A 19285-nucleotide genomic window follows, 5' to 3' on the forward strand; every position below is an offset into this window, starting at 1 on the left:
AATGCCGGTAAAAGTTAAAAATATTCTTAAAAATAAACCACTAATTGTGCTTCTTGTGGCATCCGTTGTTGTTGCAATACTAAATCCAAGATTTTTGACTTGGGGAAATATATTGACTGTACTTAGACAAACATCAATTAACGCAGTTATTGCTACTGGAATGACATTTGCTATTCTTGTTGGAGGAATAGACTTATCAGTAGGTTCTGTTCTTGGGCTTTGCGGAGCTATAGCAGCAACAATGATTTCATCAGGAATTAATATTGTTCTAGTTGTTTTAATTACTTTGCTTTTAGGATTGGTTATTGGACTTATTAATGGAACTTTTATTACTACAGGAGGACTACAGCCATTCATAGCAACATTAGGAACTGTAACTCTATTAAGAGGTGTAATCTTGGTATTTACACAAGGTAGGCCAATTAGTATAGGAAATACTACAGGATCTGCAATGTTTTCAAAAATAGGAACAGGATTTATTGGACCTATTCCAATACCAGTGTATATTATGGTTTTAATGTTTATAATAGCATATTATATACTTAATCATACACGGATTGGAAGGTACATTTATGCTTCAGGGTCAAATGAAGAAGCTACTATGTATTCAGGAATAAAAACAAATCGTGTAAAACTTTTTGTTTATTCTGTATCTGGGATGATGGCTGGACTTGCAGGAATATTAATTACAGCAAGATTAGGATCAGCTCAGCCAACTGCAGGTGCAGGCTATGAACTAGATGCTATTGCAGCCGTTGTACTTGGAGGAACAAGTATGGCTGGAGGAATAGGAACAATAGGAGGAACAGCTATTGGTGCCTTAATTATAGGAGTATTAAATAATGCTTTAAATCTTATGCAAGTTTCATCATATTATCAAGACGTAGCAAAAGGAATAGTTATTTTAATTGCTGTGTTGTTAGATAGAAAGCAAAAATCATCAAGGTAATAAATTAAAATTATATAATATATGGAGGAAGTATTATGAAAAAAATTAAAAGAGTATTAAGTTTAGTTGTTGTAGCAGTAATGTTGACAATGTTAGTTGCATGCAATACTACTGAAACTGCAGACAATGAAGAAGTAAAAACAATCGGGCTTGCGATATCGACTTTAAATAATCCATTCTTTGTGGATCTTGAAGCCGGAGCAAAAGCAAAAGCCGAAGAACTTGGCGTAACAATTGTTACTCTTGACTCACAAGATGACTCTGCTACAGAGATGTCTAATGTAGAAGATTTGATTAATCAAGGGGTTGATTTAATAATGATTAATCCAACTGATTCAGATGCAGTTAAAAGCGCTGTAGAAGCTGCAAATAATGCTAATATTCCTGTTATAACATTGGACAGAGGTGCTAACGGTGGCGAAGTTGTTTCCCATATAGCTTCTGACAATGTTGCTGGTGGAAAACTCGCTGGAGAATATATAGTAGAATTATTAGGTGGAAATGGTAAAGTTGTTGAACTTGAAGGAATCCCAGGGGCATCTGCAGCTAGAGACAGAGGAGAAGGATTTAACGCTGCAATAGCAGAAAGCAATATTGAAGTAGTAGCAAAACAAACTGCGAATTTTGATAGAGCTGAAGGATTATCTGTAATGGAAAACATTCTTCAGGCACAATCTGAAATAGATGCTGTATTTGCTCATAATGACGAAATGGCACTAGGTGCAATTGAAGCAATTAAAGCATCTGGCAGAGATATACTTGTTGTTGGCTTTGATGCTACTGATGATGCAAAAGCTGCTGTAGAAAATGGTGAAATGGCTGCTACTGTAGAACAATTACCTAAAGAAATAGGTTCGTTAGGAGTTCAAACAGCCTTAAAAATATTAAATAATGAGGAAGTTGAAAGTACAATTCCTGTTGATTTACAGTTAGTTACTAAATAAGAAATAGTTTAAACTGGTAGAATTTAAATCCTACCAGTTTTTTTATTATATAGGAAAGTTCTCCTTTCCTATATAATAAAAAACGAGGGTTGCAAAGGATGGAACGTCCTTGCCGTTAAAGGGGACATAGGTCACCCTAGTGGCGTTGCGAAGCAAATCTTTTTTATAATGACTATAGTTTCGTAAGAAGATAAAAATATTTTCAAAAATTTCGAAAAAAGTTATTGACATATGTCAATAATGGAGTATAATAAAATTATAAATGACATATGTCAACAATAAAAGGAGGTGTATATAAATGCCAGGTAGAAATGGAACTGGTCCAGTTGGATATGGTCCAATGACTGGAAGAGGTATGGGATATTGTACAGGAGCGTATCCAAGTGGCAATGGTGCTTGGACAGGTAATAGATATGGAAGAGGTTTTGGTTATCAATTAGGTTGCGGTTATGGAAGAGGATATGGTTATGGAAGAAGAAATAACATGTATTATCCTGAAAGGTTCTCAAAGGTAGATGAAAGAGAATTAATTAATGACGAAAAAGAATATCTTCAAGATAGACTTAATTATTTAAACGAAGAATTGGAAAGACTATCAGAAGATAATAAGTAACAGGTTTTTAACCTGTTACTTATATTCAATATAGGAAATTGTAAAATGATTTTTTGATAACTGTTGATAGAATCTAATAAAAAATAGCAAAAAAAAAGAAAAACAAGTTAAAGCAAGTGAAATAATTGGATTTAAGGGCAACCTTAATACACCTACGAACATTGAAATATCAATAACTTTAAGCATTAAGAAATTATGCAATTAGTGGTTTAAGACTTCTAAGATACTGTGGACAACTTAATCTGTGTGCGATAATTGCTGTGAATTGACTAGCAATTCCTGCAATAAGCACATCAGCTTTAGTAGTAAGATGGTCACGAGATTTTCTTCCGGCTATGCACATGTTCATTTTAAAATGGTTAATGGCTCTTTCTACAACAGTACGTATTTTATACAACTCATTCCATTCATCAGAATCACGTTGTAAGCCTGGAAACATACGAAAACTCATATTTTCATAAGTGTAAGTAGTTCTACCTTTTTTGGCAGTGCTGCACGGATTGTCACAATTACAAACAAATTGACCTCTTTCCATATGAACTTTAGGGCATATCCATTTTATACGGTCGGCACGACCCTTTTCACGGCAAGGCCCACAATATTTCATAACCAAAGAGGAGTCATTTGGACATAATGGATAACCATATTCATTGTAACCAACTTTTTTAAGAGTACTTTCATTCCTTGTATTGTAAGGGATAATTGCTTTTTTAAAATTAAATTCATCTTTTAAAAAAGTATAGGTTTCAATAGTATCAAAGGCGGAATCTCCAAGAAAAGTCGATGGGTGAAAATCAGGATGAAGTTCAAAGAAGTCTTGTAAAACCGGTTTTAATGCAGAAGAATCACCGATTGATTTATCCTCGTCAGGGGAATCGGATTTCTTGTCAATTTCAATATCTTGATGCTTTTGTTTGAAGTCATCATCCAAGAAAGCAATATTACGCACAAGTCCTAAACCATTGGTGATAATAGCAAATTTGTCGGCATAACAGAAATGACCATTAATGTACATCTGTTTAGCATCAGGAGAAGATGTAGCTTGAGAAGGCATTAGACCATAAGCCATTTTGTATGGATCAACGTTAAGATTATTCTTATAGTAAGTTTTAAGCTGTCTAATGAGAGTATTCAAATACTTAGGATTGTTTTCTTTAACATATAATTCAATTCCGGAAGTATCAAGTGTAATAATTGAAGCAAGGGTAGAATCGATAGCTTGACAGATAGGTTCAGTATAGTCAACCATTTTAGAGAACATAAGCTCTAATTGAGGTATAAAGGTCTGTTTAAAACGTGTAAACATAGGGGCGTCAGGCACTTTTGTAAAACCACAGAAATCACGCAATTCGCGACATAAAGAAAGTAAATTGATAAGTAAAGCATCAGTAGGAATGGTTAATATCTTCTGCAATATTAAAGCAGATAAAAATCCTTTTAAAGGATAATCCCTTTTTCTGCCTATTGATAAGTGGAAAGCACAGTAAAATTCCACTGGTATGAAATCACATAAATTAATATGTTCTTCTAATAGTGAGAAGAATGTAGATGTGTCAGATGTTAGTAAATCTTGACATTCACTGAAATTTTCAGCAAGTGTTAGCTGAGAGTATTTAATAGACATAAGTTTCCTCCTGTTGTAGTTTTTGTTTGTTGGTACTTACATTATACCATAACAGGAGAGAAATTTATATATAAGATTAACACTAAACCCATCTAAATCAATGGGTTTGGGCATTTAACAAATGCCTAATATTCAATAATATAGGAGAATAAGATATGCCGAGACCAATGAAGTGGAGAAGGGTATGTTCCCTGCCAGAAAGTAATCGATTTGGACCCCTTAATACCCCAGCTGATGTAGAACATTTTGTAATGATGACAGTAGATGAATATGAAACTATAAGATTAATAGATTTAGAAGGTTTAAATCAAGAAGAGTGTGCAAATCAAATGAATATAGCACGTACAACTGTTCAAGGTATATACAATGAAGCAAGAAAAAAAATAGCAGAGTCCCTTGTAAATGGAAAAGTGTTAAGGATTGAAGGGGGAAATTACGAGTTATGTGAAGGAAATGGCCAAAATTTTGGTTGCGGAAGATGTCGCAGACATAGATTTGGCAATAAAAGCGAATAGTAAATTTAGAGGAGGATTTTATGAAAATAGCAATACCTATAGATGAAAAATCTATGGAATCAAGCGTATGCCAATCTTTTGGCCGTGCACCATATTTTCTTTTTTATAATACGGTGACAAAGGAAGAAGAATTTTTAGACAATAGTGCAGTAGCGAGTCAGGGTGGAGCTGGAATTAGGGCTGCTCAAGTTGTAGTTGATAATGCTAATAAAGCTCTTATTACACCAAGATGTGGTGAAAATGCTGAAAAGGTTCTAACTAAAGCGGAAGTATTTGTTTATAAATCAATATCAGGTACAGTTAAAGAAAATATAGAAGCCTTTACTTCCAATGAATTAAGTTTATTACATGATTTTCATCCGGGATTTCATGGACATGGAGAAAAATAACATGAGAATAGCAGTTCTCAGTGGTAAAGGCGGAACTGGTAAAACTCTTGTATCTGTAAACTTAGCAGCTGTAGCAAAAAAATCTACGTATATAGATTGTGATGTAGAGGAACCGAATGGATATCTTTTTTTAAAACCAAAAAAAATACAAACAGAAAAAATTTCTGTTAAGATACCATATGTAAATGAAAGTTTATGTTCTGGTTGTAGAAAATGTGTAGAATTTTGTAAATTTAATGCATTAGCTTATATCAGTAATAAAGTAATAGTTTTTGATGAAGTATGCCACTCATGCGGTGGTTGTTCTCTGCTTTGCCCACAAAAGGCTATAACAGAAAATGAAAAAGTTATTGGAAAAGTAGAAAAGGGTATAAATGATAATGTTTCTGTCTTTACTGGTATTTTAAATACAGGAGAGGCTTCTGGTATACCAATAATTAAAAATTTATTAAATGGAGATTCCAATAAAAAGGAACTAACTTTTATAGACTGTCCACCTGGAAGCGCATGTATAGTTATGGAAAGCATAAAAGATGCTGATTATTGTATCTTGGTAGCAGAGCCAACTTTATTTGGTGTTCACAATCTAAGTATGGTATATGAACTTGTAAAATTATTCAACAAACCATTTGGGGTAGTCCTTAATAAGTGCTTAGATAAAGAAAATCCAGCAGAGAAATTTTGCGTAGAAAGGGATATAAAAATTTTAGCTAAAATACCATTTGATAAAGAACTTGGAGATTTAAATTCTAGTGCAAAAATTGCAGTTAAAGAAAACAATAAGTATAACTCTATATTTATGTCCTTGTTACAAGATGTGATTAAGGAGGTTAAAAGTTATGAAACAACTGTTAATCCTTAGCGGTAAAGGTGGTACAGGTAAAACGACTGTAGCTAGCGCATTTATTAAGTTATCAAATGCTAAGGCGTATTCAGATTGTGATGTAGATGCTCCTAATTTACATCTAGTTATGAATCAATCATCACAAGCGTACAATTCAGACTATTATGGGCTTCCTAAAGCACAAATAAATAATGAGTTATGTACTAAGTGTGATTTATGCAGACAAAAATGTAGATTTGATGCAATAGCAGTAAAAGAAGATTATACTATTGATTATTTTGCATGTGAAGGATGTGGAGTTTGTGAAGCTTTATGTCCAGTTGATGCGATAAAGATGAAACCTGCAGTAGCTGGTGAGTTAATGCTCTACAAAAATGGTACAGTATTTTCAACTGCTCAGCTGAAAATGGGAAGTGGTACATCAGGAATGCTTGTAACTAAAGTGAAGAACCAGATGAAGGAAGCTATTGTTTATGCAGATTTAGCAATTATTGATGGATCCCCGGGAATAGGATGTCCAGTAATTGCATCTATAACTGGCGTAGATATGGTATTAATTGTTGCAGAGCCATCTATATCAGGTATTAGTGATATGGAAAGAATAATTAATACTGCAAAAAAATTTAATACAAAAATTGCTTTGTGCATAAATAAATTTGATACTAATTTAGAAAATACCAAAAAAATTGAAATCTATTGTAATAAGTTTAAATTACCTTTTGTAGGCAAGATACCATTTGATAAAGAAGCAGTTAATGCTATTAATAAAGGTCAAAGTATTGTTGAAATTAAATGTGAGGCAGGTAAAGCAACGAAAGAGGTATTTGAAAAAACTATAAAAATTTTAGATGAGGAGATTTAAGGGATGAGCGAAAATTGTAGCCAAAGTTGTAATTCTTGTGGAGAAGATTGTGCAGATAGAAGTGCACAACAAACTGATTTTAGAGAAAAACCTCATAAATTGAGCAAAATTAAAAAAGTAATAGGAGTAGTAAGTGGAAAGGGAGGAGTAGGTAAATCTTTAGTTACGTCTATTCTTGCCGTTGAAATGAACAGAAGAGAGTATAAAACAGCTATTTTTGATGCTGATATAACAGGTCCTTCAATACCAAAAGCATTTGGCATTAAAGAAAAAGCTACTGGTACTGAAGAAGGGGTTCTTCCTGTAAAAAGCAAAACAGGAATAGATATAATGTCGATTAATTTGTTGTTAGACAATGACACAGATCCAGTAGTTTGGAGAGGACCAATTATAGCTAACACAGTTAAACAGTTTTGGACAGATGTAATATGGAACGATGTTGATTACATGTTTATAGATATGCCACCAGGTACAGGAGATGTTCCACTTACCGTTTTTCAATCCATTCCAGTTGACGGGATTATTATTGTAACATCGCCTCAGGAACTAGTGTCAATGATAGTTACTAAAGCAGTTAATATGGCAGAAAGCATGAATATACCTATTATTGGTTTAGTAGAAAATATGTCTTATTTCAAATGTCCTGATTGTGATAAGGAATATAAAATATTCGGAGACAGTCATATTGATGATATAGCAAAAAAACATAATATTGAAGTATTAGCTAAACTACCAATTGATCCAAAAATTGCAAAGTCCTGTGATAGAGGAATGATAGAACTTTATGAAAGTAACTTTTTTAGTAATGTAGTAAGAGTATTAGAAAATAAATAATAATTAAATGGAGGTAATTTTATGTCTTACAGTCCATCTTTAGGAAGTACCTTGACTCATACTAAAATGAGAACACCAGAAAACGTATCAGGATTTTCTGGTATGTGTGCAGTATGCACTGCTAATTGTACAGGAACATGTGAAATAGGCTTGTCTGCAATTCGGGGTTCAGAAGCAATTTATCCCTATAAAACAGACATAAATCAATTTGCATCTGAAAAAAATTATCCATTGGATTTTTCGCATTTCAATATTAATGGAAGAGTTTTTGGTGCACAAGGATGTGCAGAAGATGCCAATGAAGCTACATTTCCAAAGGCTGACATAAACATTGAATTTGGTATTAATAACAAGGTTAAATTAAAAGCACCAATTATATTACCAGCCATGGCTAAGCTTAACTGGAAAGATTATTATGCAGGAGCAGCATTAGCTGGAGTATTAGTTGTAATTGGAGAAGATGTTGTTGCTAAAGATAAAGACTTAATGATAGAAAATGGAAAAGTTACTTCCTCTCCATTAATTGAAGAAATGATAAATTCCTTCAGGAAATATTACAGGGGTTATGGAGATATAATACTACAGGCAAATTATGATGATGATAATTTAGGTGTATTAGAATATGCTATAACTAAACTTAAAGTAAAATCAGTAGAACTAAAATTTGGTCAGGCGGCTAAAGGCATTCAAGGAATGGGTAGAGTTAAAAAAATTGAAGATGCACTTAAGTTTCAAAAAATGGGATACTTATTGTATCCTGACCCATCAGACCCTAAAGTGGCAGATAATTATAAAGAAGGAAAAGGCCAAGTTTTTGAGAAAATTGGCAAACTTCCTATGTGGAATGAAGATATTTTGATTAAAAAAGTTTCTGAATTACGCAAATTAGGAGCTGAACATATTTGTTTTAAAACCGGACCATTTGATCCGAAGGATTTAATAAGAATAATTAAAATTGCTTCTAAAGCAGAAGTTGATTTAATCACTTTTGACGGTGCTGGCGGAGGTACTGGCAACAGTCCAGTTAAAATGATGAACGAATGGGGTATGCCTACTGTTTATTTGGAAAGTATGCTACATGATATTATTAAGAAATTTAAAAAGAAAAAATATAATTTGCCTCAAATTGCGATAACTGGTGGATTTGCTACAGAAGACCATGTTTATAAAGGATTAGCACTAGGGGCTCCATTTATTAATTTAGTTGGTATCGGTAGAGCTGCTATGGCAGCTGCAATTGCAGGTAAAAACATAGGAGAACTTATAGAAAATGGCACAGTTCCTAAAGAATTTCAACGTTTTGGGACGACTAAAGAAGAAATATTCGGGGACATTAGAGAACTTAAATTGTACTATGAAGATGCTGTTAGCATATCTACAGGTGCAGTTGGTGTATTTTCATATTTAAATAGAATATCAGCAGGTATCAAGCAGTTTATGGCACTGAATAGAAAATTCAAATTAGAATATATTGACAGAAGCGATATAATTCCGCTAACAGATTTAGCCGCTCAAGTTACTGGATTAGAAACATATGACGAAATTATAATAAGAGAATTAGATAGTTTATAATATTAACATAAAAATAACAGGAGGATAGTAATATGAAGATAGCAGTAGCAAGTGATAGAGGAATGGTAACTGAACATTTTGGACATTGTGAAAGCTTTGATATTTTTGAATCAAAGAATAATGAAGTAACAAATAGCAAAACAATTCCAAACCCTGGACACAGGCCAGGATTTTTACCCAATTATTTAAATGATTTAGGAGTAAATGTTATTATTTCTGGAGGAATGGGTGGCGGAGCCATCGATATATTTAATGAAAAAGGAATAGAAGTTATAACTGGAGCAAAAGGAGATGCAAGAACTGCTGCAGAACAATATTTGCTTGGAAATCTTAAAACTACCGGTTCAGTTTGTCATGAGCATCAACATCATGACGAATGTGGCGAATAGTCTTGTAGAATGATTTTTCACAATTTACATTTACTCTCATAATATATATAACTATAAATTATAGGAAATTGTAAAATGATTTTTTGATAACTGTTGATAGAATCTAATAAAAAATAGCAAAAAAAAAGAAAAACAAGTTAAAGCAAGTGAAATAATTGGATTTAAGGGCAACCTTAATACACCTACGAACATTGAAATATCAATAACTTTAAGCATTAAGAAATTATGCAATTAGTGGTTTAAGACTTCTAAGATACTGTGGACAACTTAATCTGTGTGCGATAATTGCTGTGAATTGACTAGCAATTCCTGCAATAAGCACATCAGCTTTAGTAGTAAGATGGTCACGAGATTTTCTTCCGGCTATGCACATGTTCATTTTAAAATGGTTAATGGCTCTTTCTACAACAGTACGTATTTTATACAACTCATTCCATTCATCAGAATCACGTTGTAAGCCTGGAAACATACGAAAACTCATATTTTCATAAGTGTAAGTAGTTCTACCTTTTTTGGCAGTGCTGCACGGATTGTCACAATTACAAACAAATTGACCTCTTTCCATATGAACTTTAGGGCATATCCATTTTATACGGTCGGCACGACCCTTTTCACGGCAAGGCCCACAATATTTCATAACCAAAGAGGAGTCATTTGGACATAATGGATAACCATATTCATTGTAACCAACTTTTTTAAGAGTACTTTCATTCCTTGTATTGTAAGGGATAATTGCTTTTTTAAAATTAAATTCATCTTTTAAAAAAGTATAGGTTTCAATAGTATCAAAGGCGGAATCTCCAAGAAAAGTCGATGGGTGAAAATCAGGATGAAGTTCAAAGAAGTCTTGTAAAACCGGTTTTAATGCAGAAGAATCACCGATTGATTTATCCTCGTCAGGGGAATCGGATTTCTTGTCAATTTCAATATCTTGATGCTTTTGTTTGAAGTCATCATCCAAGAAAGCAATATTACGCACAAGTCCTAAACCATTGGTGATAATAGCAAATTTGTCGGCATAACAGAAATGACCATTAATGTACATCTGTTTAGCATCAGGAGAAGATGTAGCTTGAGAAGGCATTAGACCATAAGCCATTTTGTATGGATCAACGTTAAGATTATTCTTATAGTAAGTTTTAAGCTGTCTAATGAGAGTATTCAAATACTTAGGATTGTTTTCTTTAACATATAATTCAATTCCGGAAGTATCAAGTGTAATAATTGAAGCAAGGGTAGAATCGATAGCTTGACAGATAGGTTCAGTATAGTCAACCATTTTAGAGAACATAAGCTCTAATTGAGGTATAAAGGTCTGTTTAAAACGTGTAAACATAGGGGCGTCAGGCACTTTTGTAAAACCACAGAAATCACGCAATTCGCGACATAAAGAAAGTAAATTGATAAGTAAAGCATCAGTAGGAATGGTTAATATCTTCTGCAATATTAAAGCAGATAAAAATCCTTTTAAAGGATAATCCCTTTTTCTGCCTATTGATAAGTGGAAAGCACAGTAAAATTCCACTGGTATGAAATCACATAAATTAATATGTTCTTCTAATAGTGAGAAGAATGTAGATGTGTCAGATGTTAGTAAATCTTGACATTCACTGAAATTTTCAGCAAGTGTTAGCTGAGAGTATTTAATAGACATAAGTTTCCTCCTGTTGTAGTTTTTGTTTGTTGGTACTTACATTATACCATAACAGGAGAGAAATTTATATATAAGATTAACACTAAACCCATCTAAATCAATGGGTTTGGGCATTTAACAAATGCCTAAACTATAAATTATTTAAGGAGAGTACTTATGGCTGTTGTTGATTTTGCAAATAGTGAAACATATAGAAATCTACAAAGTGCCTTTCAAGGTGAATTAATTGCTAGTGCCAAATATCAAATATATGGAACTAGAGCAAGACAAGATGGTTATCAGCAAATAGGCAATATATTTGATGAAACTGCTAGAAATGAAAGAGAGCATGCAAGAATATGGTTAGATCAAATAAATAGTGGTCAAGAAACAACAACATATGAAAACTTAGTAGAAGCTTATAATCTTGAAAACTATGAATGGACCGAAATGTATCGACAATATGCAGAAAAGGCTCGTGAAGAAGGATATGAAGATATTGCGAATTTATTTGAAGCTGTTGGACTTATAGAAAGACATCATGATTTTAGGTTTAGACAGTTAGCCGAAAACATTAGAACTAACCGAGTGTTTTGTAAAAATAATATTTCTGTATGGATTTGCATTATTTGTGGTAATTTAGTGTGGAATGAATGTGCACCTGAAAGATGTCCTGTATGTGGATATCCACAAAGTTACTATGAGCTTAATTGTGAAAATTACTAATGTAAAGAAAAAAATCAAAAAAAATAGGATTACTTTAATAAGTAGTCCTATTTTTTTTATTTTAGAAACTGTCGTTAGATAAACATATATTTACATATTGAATAATATTTGATACAATTTATCTATTATAAATAAAAAAAATGAGGATGAAATGCAAAAAATTAAAAGAATTTTATTTAGTAGAGTAATGGTAGTATCCGTTGCGATTTTGCTTCAGATCCTTACCTTCATAATAATAATATACAGATTTAGTAATTATTTTGTTATTGATACTATTTTTACAGTACTTAGTGTCTTAGTTGTTTTGTATATTTTAAATGGAAAAACTAATCCTGTTTATAAAATAGCATGGATAATACCAATTTTAACATTTCCAGTATTTGGGGGACTTTTTTACCTTATGCTTGGTAGAAACGGATTTAACAAAAAAATGATAGTAAGAATGAAAGAGATTTCTTATAAAATGGATGATTCTCTTAATCAAAATTCACAAACAGAGAACAGCCTTTTTCTAGAGAATAAAATTGCAGCAAATCAAGCAAAATATATCGAGAGATATTCTATTTGCCCCGTTTATAATAATTCAACTACAGAATTCTTGTCTCCAGGGGATAAATTTTATAAACATTTACTCAAAGAACTTCAAAAAGCAGAAAAATACATATTTCTCGAATTTTTCATAATAAATGAAGGTATTATGTGGAATTCAATTTTGGAAATTTTGAAAGAAAAGGCAAAAAAAGGTGTTGATGTTCGCGTTATATATGACGATGTAGGATGTTTGTTTAAATTACCTTTTGGATATGATAAAAGCCTAGAATCTATGGGTATCAAGTGTTGTGTTTTCAATCCACTTAAACCTGTTTTTTCTATTAGGTTCAATAATAGAGATCATAGAAAAATTGCCATTATAGATGGCAAGACTGCTTATACCGGAGGCGTAAACTTAGCTGATGAATATATAAATGAAATAGAAAGATTTGGACATTGGAGGGATTCAGCAATTGCTGTAAAGGGAGAGGCAGTGTGGAGTTTTGCAGTTATGTTTCTCTCAATGTGGAACTTTTTAAGAAATACAGATAATGATTATAGTATTTTTAAACCTACAGATTACGGAGTAAATGCAAAAGAAAATGGTTATGTACAGCCATTTAATGACAGTCCATTAGATGGTGAACCTGTTAGTGAAACAGTATATTTAAATTTAATAAATCAAGCAAGAAGATACATTTTTATAGAAACACCTTATTTAATTGCAGATAATAAAATGATGGTAGCTTTGTCAATTGCAGCTAAAAGAGGAGTAGATGTAAGGATTATGACACCCCATATTCCAGATAAATGGTATGCATTTGCAGTTACACAATCTAATTATGCAGAATTACTGGAGTCAGGAGTATCTATATATGAATATACACCTGGATTTAATCATGGAAAAACATTTGTTGTTGATGATGAGTATGCAGTTGTAGGAACTATTAACTTAGATTATAGGAGTTTGTACCTTCATTTTGAGTGTGGTGTATGGATGTATAAAACTAAAAGTGTACTCGAGGTAAAAGAGGATACATTAAGAGTATTTGATATATGTGAGAAAATTACATTTGATAGTATAAGAAAAATACCATGGTATAAAAAAATTATAGGGCTAATATTTAAAATATTTGCTCCAATAATGTAATATTACTATGACATTCCTTGCGTACCTTTTGGGAACGGACCTTTACTAACAAAATCCAAAAGAGGTAGTCATTAATGAAAAAAGACATTAGATTTTACTGGAAACTATTTTTAACAACCTTTTCACTAAGTGCTTTTACTGTAGGTGGAGGATATGTAATAGTTCCCTTAATGAGAAAAAAATTTGTAGAAGAATATAAATGGATAGATGAAAATGAAATGCTAAATTTAGTAGCAATTTCCCAGTCTTCACCTGGACCAATTGCGGTAAATGCATCAATTATGGTTGGTTATAAGTTAGCAGGTATATTAGGTTCTCTTGTGTCAATTATGGGAACAGTCATACCACCCTTAATTATTATTACTATAATTTCGGAATTTTACGAAGTTTTTAAAAGTAATGTTATAGTTAATGCCCTATTGTTAGGTATGAGAGCTGGAGTAGCAGCTGTTATCATAGATGTTATTATAAAAATGAGTAAAGATATAATTGAAAGTAAGAGTAAAATATCTATTATGATTATGATACTTTCATTTTTAGCTGCTGTTGTATTTAACATAAATGCAGCACTGTTGATTATAGTAAGTGGAGCCTTTGGTAAAATTTATTATACTATTAGGGAAAAGGAGTAAGAGATGATATATTTAGAGATTTTTTGGAGTTTTTTTCAAATAGGACTCTTTAGTATTGGTGGAGGGTATGCTGCTCTTCCTCTAATAGAACATCAAGTTATAGAAATTCATAATTGGCTTTCTCTTCAAGAATTTGCCGATTTGCTTACTATTTCTCAAATGACTCCTGGACCAATTGCCATAAACTCTGCTACTTTTGTTGGTACTAAGGTTGCTGGATTACCTGGGGCTATAATAGCTACAATTGGATGTATTACACCATCTTGTATAATTGTGTTAACATTAGCTTACTTTTATTTTAAATATAAAAATTTATCTTCAATACAAGGAATTTTAAAAGGATTAAGACCAGCTGTAGTATCATTAATAGCATCAGCAGGTTTGTCAATACTTCTTTTAGCTGTTTTTAAAACAGAAGATGTATCAATAATGAATATGGAGGTAGAAGACATTAATTTTATTTCAGTTATTTTAGTAGTAATAGGAGTTTTTGTTTTAAGAAAATACAAGACAGATCCTATAAAAGTAATGATTACTACTGGTGTGATAGGAATATTTGTTTATGGAATTATATAAAACTAGAAAAAGAGGAGAGAAATTATGTCAAACAAATTTACACATTTACACGTACATACTGAATTTAGTCTCCTTGATGGTGCTTGCAGAATAAAGGAGCTTGTAAAAAAAGCTAAAGAACTAAATATGGATTCCATAGCTATTACAGATCATGGAGTAATGTATGGAGTAGTTGAATTTTTTAAAGCAGCAAAAAAAGAAAACATAAAACCTATATTAGGGTTTGAAGCATATATATCTCCGCGAAATATGTCTAATAAGGACCCTCAAAAGGATAAAAATCAGTATCATCTCGTTTTACTTGCAGAAAATTACGAAGGTTATAAAAACCTATTAAAGATTTGTTCAGCAGGTTTTGTTGATGGATATTATTATAAACCAAGAATAGATAAAGAAATATTAAAACGATACAGTAAGGGTATAATAGCATTAAGTGCATGTCTTGCAGGAGAAGTTCAAAGTTCATTACTTAATAATAATTATGAAGAAGCTTTAAAAACAGCTTTAATATATAAAGACATATTTGGAGAAAATAATTATTTCTTAGAATTGCAAAATCATGGTATGGAAGAGCAGGCAGAAGTAAATAAGGCACTAATAAAAATAAGTCAAGAAACAGGTATACCTCTCGTTGCAACTAATGATGTACATTATATTAATAAAGAAGATGCATATTTTCATGATGTATTGCTTTGTATTCAAATGCAAAATACTATAAATGATGAAGATAGAATGAAATTTCCATCTGATGAGTTTTATTTAAAATCTTACGATGAGATGGCTTTGCTTTTTCCAGAAGAAGCATTAGAAAATACTACTAAAATTGCAGAGCGATGTAATGTTGAATTGGATTTTGATACAGTACATTTACCAGAATTTAAAATACCAGATAAGTATACTAAGAGTGAATATTTTAGAGGAATATGTGAAAAGGGTTTAAAAGAAAGATATAAAGATATTACAGAAGAAATTAAATCAAGACTTAATTATGAAATTGGTATAATTGAGCAAATGGGTTATGTTGATTATTTTTTGATTGTATGGGATTTTATTAAATATGCAAAAGATAATAAAATAATGGTTGGTCCAGGAAGAGGGTCCGCCGCTGGAAGTTTAGTTGCATATTCAATGAAAATCACTAATATAGACCCATTAAAGTACAGTTTAATTTTCGAAAGATTCTTAAATCCTGAAAGAGTTAGTATGCCTGATATAGACGTAGATTTTTGCTATGAACGTCGTGAAGAAGTCATTGATTACGTTAGACATAAATATGGAGATGAAAGAGTTGCACAAATAATAACCTTTGGTACCATGGCTGCAAGAGGTTCTATTAGAGACGTTGGCAGAGCATTAGACTTTTCATATGGTGAAGTAGACTTTATTGCAAAGAAAATTCCAATGAATATTGGAATGACAATTTCCACTGCATTAGAAGTAAACAAGGAACTTAAAGATTTATATGATGGTGATAATAAAGTAAAAACTCTTATAGATTTAGCATTAAAAGTGGAAGGGTTACCTAGACATGCATCAACTCACGCAGCAGGTGTTCTTATATCAAAAGAAGACGTAACAGAGTATGTCCCTCTTTCACGAAATAAAGACATTATAACAACTCAATTTAATATGATTGAATTAGAAGAATTAGGACTTCTAAAAATGGACTTTTTAGGTCTTAGAACATTAACAGTTATAAGAGATGCCATAGATTTAGTTGAAACAAATCACAAAATTAAAGTTGACTTTAGTAACTGTCAGTATAATGATTCAAAAATATACAAACTTTTTGCTGATGCAGACACTCTTGGTATATTTCAGTTTGAAAGTACAGGAATGAGAGCATTTCTTAAGGAATTGAAACCTACCGAGTTTGAAAACTTAGCAGCAGCAAATGCGTTATACAGACCAGGTCCTATGGGACAAATTCCTACATATATAAAGAATAGGTTAAATCCAGACGAAGTTTCATACCTTCATCCAAAATTAGAGCCCATATTAAATGTTACCTACAGTTGCATGGTATATCAAGAGCAGGTAATGCAGATTGTTAGGGATATTGGTGGTTTTACAATGGGTCGTTCTGATTTATTAAGACGTGCTATGGGTAAGAAAAAAATGAATGTAATGCTTGAAGAAAGAAAGAATTTCATTTATGGCAAGGATAAAGAAAATGGAGAAATAGAAATTAAAGGTGCTATAAGGAATGGAGTTGATGAGAAAACTGCCAACGAGATATATGATTTAATGATTGAGTTTGCCAAATATGCATTTCCTAAAGCACATTCTGTTGCATATGCAGCTTTAGCTTATGAAACAGCATACCTTAAATACTATTATCCTGTGGAATTTATGGCTGCTCTTATTTCCAGTATCATGGGTAGTTCCAGTACTGTATCCCTATACATTAGAGAATGTCAAAGACTTGGAATAGAAATTTTACCTCCTGACGTAAATGAAAGTAGAGATAAATTTACTGTTGTAAACGGTAAAATTCGATTTGGCCTTGCTGCAGTAAAAAACGTAGGAACAAATGTAATTAATGACATAATAAGAGCTCGAGAAACAAAAGGAAAATTCACAAGTTTTATAGATTTTTGCCAAAAAGTTGATTCTAGTGTTTTAAATAAGAGGCAAATAGAATCCTTAATAAAATGCGGTGCCTTTGACTTCTTAAAAGTTCATAGATCTCAGCTTATGGCTATATTTGAAAAGACAATAGATGGAGTTGTTAATCAAAAGAAAAGAAATGTAGCAGGACAATTTTCATTATTTGATGATATAGCAAGTGGTATGAATATAACATTAGATGAAGAAATGCCAAAATTACCTGAATACAATGAAAAAACTATATTGGCAATGGAAAAGGAAATGTTAGGAGTTTATATAAGCGGACATCCACTTTCCCAGTATGAAAAAAAACTTGAGAAAAAAGTAACTACAAATTCCAGTTTAATTGCTGAACTAAAAGATTCAACAGATGAAAGTAATTTGCAAAAAGATTGGAGTAAAGTAATAATTGGCGGAATAATTATTAGAAAACAAAACAAAATAACTAAAAATAACAATATGATGGCATTTGTGACTTTAGAAGACTTATACGGGACAGTTGAAGTTATAATTTTTCCTAAAATTTACGAAAAATATAAAGAATTAATATATGAAGATAGCATTGTTATAATGGAGGGATCATTAAATATTGCTGAGGAAGATGTACCGAAACTAATTTGTAATAAAATATTTCAACTGAACAATAATACTACGAGTGAGTCGAGCAAAAAGTTATATTTAAAAGTAAAAGATAAATCTCACTTTAGAAATGTAAAAAAGAAGTTATATTATAATTTTCAGCAGTGTAGCGGAAACGATTGTGTTGTAATATATAATGAAAAAGATAAAACAAATATGGTTTTACCAGAAAGTAATTGGGTAAATATAGAAGATAAAGAATTTATTAATAAATTAAAGGTATTATTAGGAGAAGATAATATAGCAATAAAAGGAGAGTGATATGTTGAAAAAGTTAGGAGTATTAACAAGTGGTGGAGACGCACCTGGTATGAATGCAGCAATTAGGTCAGTCGTAAGATATGGAATATATAATAATATTAATGTAATAGGTATAAAAAATGGATATAAAGGATTAATAGATAACGAAAGCATTGAAATGAATTTATCTTCAGTTGCTGATATAATACATAGAGGTGGAACCATATTAGGAAGTGCCAGAAGTAAAGAGTTTCAGGAAGAAGAAGGGCTGAAAAAAGCATTAAATAATATAAAATATTTAGGAATTGATGGTATGGTAGTTATAGGAGGAGATGGTACATTCCGAGGGGCTCAACAGCTATGTGAATCAGGTATACCAACAATAGGCATACCTGGTACAATTGATAATGATTTGCCTTACACTCAATATACACTTGGTTTTTTTACGGCTTTAACAACAGTTTTAGAATCGGTTGAAAAAATTAGAGATACATCATCATCACATGGCAGAACAAATGTAATACAGGTTATGGGTAGAAACTGTGGAGATATAGCACTTTATGCAGGACTTGCTGGTGGTGCAGAGATGGTTATTTTACCAGAGGTACCCTATAACATAGATGAAGTTTGTGATAAAATTATGCAAGGACGTGCAAGAGGTAAAAAACATAGCATAATTATATTGGCAGAAGGAGCAGGTGAAGCGAAGGATATAAGTGAAAAAATTAGAGAAAAAACAGGTGTTGGTACTAGATATTCTGTTTTAGGTTATACACAAAGAGGAGGTACTCCATCTGCATTTGATAGATTATTAGGTAGTCAAATGGGAGCAAGAGCAGTTGAGTTGTTAAAAAACTCAGCAGAAAACAAATTATTGGGAATCAGAGGAAATGAAATATTTGATATGGATATAGAAGAAGCCTTATCAAAGGAAAAAGAATTTGATTTATCAACTTACGAACTTACAAAAATATTATCAATATAACCACAATGCATACAGCATTACAATAAAC

The 19285-nt window shown here is 31.9% G+C and carries 18 protein-coding genes; 16 read left to right on the forward strand and 2 right to left on the reverse strand.

Annotated features, from left to right (window positions below; genetic code table 11):
* Position 1 precedes the first annotated feature (1 nt).
* From rbsC to U8307_RS10540, 3 genes are all read left to right on the forward strand, one after another.
* On the forward strand, positions 2-949 hold the full coding sequence (gene rbsC / locus U8307_RS10530; protein WP_326907688.1) for a ribose ABC transporter permease: 948 nt from the start codon (positions 2-4) through the stop codon (positions 947-949).
* Between the two features lie 35 nt (positions 950-984).
* Positions 985-1893, forward strand: coding sequence for a ribose ABC transporter substrate-binding protein RbsB (gene rbsB / locus U8307_RS10535; RefSeq protein WP_326907690.1), 909 nt, complete (start codon positions 985-987; stop codon positions 1891-1893).
* A gap of 298 nt (positions 1894-2191) precedes the next feature.
* Positions 2192-2506, forward strand: coding sequence for a DUF5320 domain-containing protein (locus U8307_RS10540; RefSeq protein ID WP_326907692.1), 315 nt, complete (start codon positions 2192-2194; stop codon positions 2504-2506).
* Positions 2507-2699: 193 nt separating this feature from the next.
* On the opposite strand, the gene U8307_RS10545 is transcribed toward U8307_RS10540, so the two are convergent.
* Positions 2700-4130, reverse strand: coding sequence for a transposase (locus U8307_RS10545; protein ID WP_326906634.1), 1431 nt, complete (start codon positions 4128-4130; stop codon positions 2700-2702).
* Between the two features lie 155 nt (positions 4131-4285).
* On the opposite strand from U8307_RS10545, the gene U8307_RS10550 reads away from it, so the two are divergent.
* Genes U8307_RS10550 through U8307_RS10580 form a run of 7 tightly spaced genes read left to right on the forward strand, consistent with a single transcriptional unit; the run spans position 4286 to position 9535 of the window.
* Positions 4286-4645, forward strand: coding sequence for a DUF134 domain-containing protein (locus tag U8307_RS10550; protein WP_326907694.1), 360 nt, complete (start codon positions 4286-4288; stop codon positions 4643-4645).
* A 20-nt stretch (positions 4646-4665) separates the two neighbouring features.
* Entirely contained in the window at positions 4666-5034 is a 369-nt protein-coding gene (locus U8307_RS10555) for a NifB/NifX family molybdenum-iron cluster-binding protein (RefSeq protein WP_326907696.1), read from the forward strand.
* A 1-nt stretch (position 5035) separates the two neighbouring features.
* Complete coding sequence (locus U8307_RS10560; RefSeq protein ID WP_326907698.1) at positions 5036-5896, forward strand: ATP-binding protein; 861 nt, start codon at positions 5036-5038, stop codon at positions 5894-5896.
* Positions 5874-6740, forward strand: a complete 867-nt coding sequence (locus U8307_RS10565; RefSeq protein WP_326907699.1) for an ATP-binding protein — start codon at positions 5874-5876, stop codon at positions 6738-6740. Before U8307_RS10560 ends, U8307_RS10565 begins: the two co-directional genes overlap by 23 nt.
* A gap of 3 nt (positions 6741-6743) precedes the next feature.
* Positions 6744-7574 (forward strand): Mrp/NBP35 family ATP-binding protein, encoded by an 831-nt coding sequence (locus U8307_RS10570; RefSeq protein ID WP_326907700.1) that lies wholly within the window; start codon positions 6744-6746, stop codon positions 7572-7574.
* Between the two features lie 21 nt (positions 7575-7595).
* Positions 7596-9146 carry a glutamate synthase-related protein gene (locus tag U8307_RS10575; protein ID WP_326907701.1) on the forward strand — a complete coding sequence of 517 codons (1551 nt, stop codon included), beginning with the start codon at positions 7596-7598 and terminating at the stop codon, positions 9144-9146.
* Positions 9147-9178: 32 nt separating this feature from the next.
* Complete coding sequence (locus tag U8307_RS10580) at positions 9179-9535, forward strand: NifB/NifX family molybdenum-iron cluster-binding protein (RefSeq protein ID WP_326907703.1); 357 nt, start codon at positions 9179-9181, stop codon at positions 9533-9535.
* Between the two features lie 223 nt (positions 9536-9758).
* On the opposite strand, the gene U8307_RS10585 is transcribed toward U8307_RS10580, so the two are convergent.
* Positions 9759-11189: a transposase gene (locus U8307_RS10585; protein WP_326906634.1), complete on the reverse strand. Its 1431-nt coding sequence runs from the start codon at positions 11187-11189 to the stop codon at positions 9759-9761.
* 156 nt (positions 11190-11345) lie between these two features.
* Here U8307_RS10585 and U8307_RS10590 point away from each other — a divergent pair, with 156 nt between their 5' ends.
* The 6 genes from U8307_RS10590 (at position 11346) to pfkA (ending at position 19257) form a co-directional block, all read left to right on the forward strand.
* On the forward strand, positions 11346-11894 hold the full coding sequence (locus tag U8307_RS10590; RefSeq protein WP_326907705.1) for a rubrerythrin family protein: 549 nt from the start codon (positions 11346-11348) through the stop codon (positions 11892-11894).
* A gap of 151 nt (positions 11895-12045) precedes the next feature.
* Entirely contained in the window at positions 12046-13575 is a 1530-nt protein-coding gene (gene cls / locus U8307_RS10595; RefSeq protein ID WP_326907707.1) for a cardiolipin synthase, read from the forward strand.
* 74 nt (positions 13576-13649) lie between these two features.
* Positions 13650-14207: a chromate transporter gene (locus U8307_RS10600; protein WP_326907709.1), complete on the forward strand. Its 558-nt coding sequence runs from the start codon at positions 13650-13652 to the stop codon at positions 14205-14207.
* Positions 14208-14210: 3 nt separating this feature from the next.
* Positions 14211-14783 carry a chromate transporter gene (locus tag U8307_RS10605; protein WP_326907711.1) on the forward strand — a complete coding sequence of 191 codons (573 nt, stop codon included), beginning with the start codon at positions 14211-14213 and terminating at the stop codon, positions 14781-14783.
* Positions 14784-14807: 24 nt separating this feature from the next.
* Complete coding sequence (locus U8307_RS10610; protein ID WP_326907712.1) at positions 14808-18293, forward strand: DNA polymerase III subunit alpha; 3486 nt, start codon at positions 14808-14810, stop codon at positions 18291-18293.
* A 4-nt stretch (positions 18294-18297) separates the two neighbouring features.
* Complete coding sequence (gene pfkA, locus U8307_RS10615) at positions 18298-19257, forward strand: 6-phosphofructokinase (RefSeq protein ID WP_326911588.1); 960 nt, start codon at positions 18298-18300, stop codon at positions 19255-19257.
* Positions 19258-19285 lie beyond the last annotated feature (28 nt).

The sequence above is a fragment of the Sedimentibacter sp. MB31-C6 genome, from assembly GCF_035934735.1.
In the GTDB taxonomy this organism is placed as follows: domain Bacteria; phylum Bacillota; class Clostridia; order Tissierellales; family Sedimentibacteraceae; genus Sedimentibacter.